The following is a 2,325-nucleotide window of genomic DNA, read 5'->3' as shown; positions in this document are numbered from 1 at the left end:
GGCGGGCGGCGCGCCGGTCACGGTCGTGGTCAATCATTTCAAATCCAAGACGTGCACCGAGGCCACCGGCGCGCAGGCGGACCAGGGCGATGGCCAGGGTTGCTGGAATCCCGAGCGCGTGCAGGCAGCCCAGGCGCTGGCCGAATGGCTGGGCGCAACGCCGACGGGCGTGTCCGGCGCGGGCGTGCTGGTGATCGGCGACCTGAACAGCTATGCGATGGAAGACCCCGTGCGCGTGCTGGCGCGCCGCGGCTATGCGGACATGGTTGCGGAATTCGCCGGGAAGCCGGCCTACAGCTACGTCTACAACGGCCAGGCCGGTTATCTCGACCATGTGCTTGCCGATGCCGCCGCGGCCCGGCATGTCATGGCCGTGCATGCCTGGCATATCAATGCCGACGAGCCCCCGGCCTTCTCCTACGCGCCGGCGCCGGGTGCGCCTGCGGCGCCGGGCCACTACGCGTCCGGCCCCTACCCTTCGTCAGATCACGACCCCCTGGTGGTCGACTTCGCCAGCAGCCCCCGCGCCAGGTAAAGCACCACCAGCAGGTTGGCTGCCGCCAGCGTGCCATGCAGCCAACTGGGATGGACCAGGGCCTCGTACAGTTCCAGCGGAATGTAGATGCCGCCGGACCACACCCCGATCCAGTTGCCCCATGCAAGCCCGCGCCAGAGCCCGTACGCTTCGGCAAAGCGCATCAGCGCATAGACCGCGGCAGAGCCGCCGATGGCCCACAGGCGGGCGTTGTCGGGATGCGCAAGCAAGGACAGGAAGATGGTGGGATAGCGGCTGGCCGGGTTGACGTGCAGGCGCTGGATGATGGCTTCCGCCAGCGCCTGGGCGTCGCGGTGCAGCAGTGCGGCCAGGCCCAGGCCGGCCACGATCACCAGCAAGCCCTTGGCGGCTTCAAACAATGCGATGCCCCTCAGGCCCAGTGCGCCCTGCTTTGCCATACGGTGTCCCCGATCGATGCAAGAATTGCAAAGCCGGTATTGTGCAACACCGGCAGGCAACACCGGCATTGCATGGCGCCGGTGCGCGCTTTCAGCGTCCGTATTCGCGCTCGCGCATCGGCCCGTCGGCATCGATGCCGCCGCTGGCGGCAATGGGGCCGTCCACGGTCAGCGGGCCGGCCACGCTCAGGTCGCCCCTGACCACCATGTCGCCATGCACCGTCACCGGGCCGTTGAAGACCTTGAGATAGCCGCCGCCGTACGGCAGCCCCCGCGCGGTGGCTGGTCCGGTGAAGTACGCCGCGGTGAGCGGGCCGCTGGCATAAACGTGGCCGGCGACAACCAGCTTGCCGTGCACCGTCAGCGGCCCCTGCACCTGCGCCGAACCGCCGATGGTGATCGGGCCGGATTCATGTGGCTGGGCGCGCAGCGGGCCGGCCACGGCCAGCAGTGCCAGCGCCCCGGCCGCCGCCAGCCGCCACCACGGCCCACGGACATCGAGGCGAAGCATTCGGTGCGACATGATGTAGCCTCCGGCCGCACCGCGCCTAGCGCTGCAGCTTCTGGTAAGTGCCGATCAACTCTGCGCTGGCCAGGATATGGCCCCGCATCGCCCGCTCCAGCGCCGCCTTGTCAGGCATCCCCAGGTCCTGCAACGCCACGTCCAGCGCATACAGCTTGAAGAAGTAGCGGTGCCGGCCGATCGGCGGGCACGGGCCGCCATAACCGGCGCGGTGCCAGTCGTTCAGCCCGTCGCGCGTGCCGGCGGGCAGCCCGGCCTTGCCGATGTCCGCCGGCAGCGCCTCGGCATGGGACGGCAGGTTGTAGAGCAGCCAGTGGACCCAGGTCATTTTCGGCGCGGCGGGGTCGGGTGCATCGGGATCGTCGACGATCAGCGCCAGGCTGGCCGTGCCGGGCGGCAGGCCGGTCCAGGCAAGCGGCGGGGAAATATCGGCGCCTTCGCAGGTGTGCTCTGCGGGAATCTCGCCACCTTGGGCGAATGCGGTCGATTGCAGCTGGAACGGCATATGGGCCTCGCTGGACGCACTGAGAGATGGCTCCAACTTAGGCCGGATCGGTGCCCCGCGCAAGGCGCCGCGCACTGTCCACTGAATCAATGAAATGGGAGGTGAAGGACATGTCATGCGGGATGCAGCGCTAGGGCGAAGCAGGGGTTTCGGATTGCATTGCAATCCGCCTGCGTAGCGACATGCGCTTGCAAGCGCATGTGCGCCCTGCAAGGGCAAACGCAGCAATAGCACGGCTACTGCGAGCATTTGCAACGACGCGATGCGCCCGCATGACATGGCAGGCACCGACCAATTTCAGTGATTCACTGAACTGATATGTATTGACCGTGTCAAGTGCTCA

Annotated in this window: 4 protein-coding genes; 1 reads left to right on the top strand and 3 read right to left on the bottom strand. The window is 67.7% G+C overall.

The window, feature by feature from the left end:
• A partial coding sequence (locus CF68_RS38010; RefSeq protein ID WP_035816250.1) for an endonuclease/exonuclease/phosphatase family protein occupies positions 1-535 on the top strand: 535 nt, incomplete at its 5' end.
• On the opposite strand, the gene CF68_RS03785 is transcribed toward CF68_RS38010, so the two are convergent.
• From CF68_RS03785 to CF68_RS03775, 3 genes are all read right to left on the bottom strand, one after another.
• Positions 487-954, bottom strand: a complete 468-nt coding sequence (locus CF68_RS03785) for a DUF2127 domain-containing protein (RefSeq protein WP_035816162.1) — start codon at positions 952-954, stop codon at positions 487-489. The two genes, CF68_RS38010 and CF68_RS03785, sit on opposite strands and share 49 nt — an antisense overlap.
• Before the next feature lie 91 nt (positions 955-1,045).
• On the bottom strand, positions 1,046-1,477 hold the full coding sequence (locus CF68_RS03780; RefSeq protein ID WP_035816161.1) for a hypothetical protein: 432 nt from the start codon (positions 1,475-1,477) through the stop codon (positions 1,046-1,048).
• 25 nt (positions 1,478-1,502) lie between these two features.
• Entirely contained in the window at positions 1,503-1,982 is a 480-nt protein-coding gene (locus tag CF68_RS03775; protein ID WP_035816159.1) for a YbhB/YbcL family Raf kinase inhibitor-like protein, read from the bottom strand.
• Positions 1,983-2,325: the final 343 nt, after the last annotated feature.

This window comes from Cupriavidus sp. SK-4 (genome assembly GCF_000611125.1).
GTDB classification, from domain to species: Bacteria; Pseudomonadota; Gammaproteobacteria; order Burkholderiales; family Burkholderiaceae; genus Cupriavidus; species Cupriavidus necator.
This window is presented reverse-complemented; position numbering and strand designations above follow the sequence as displayed.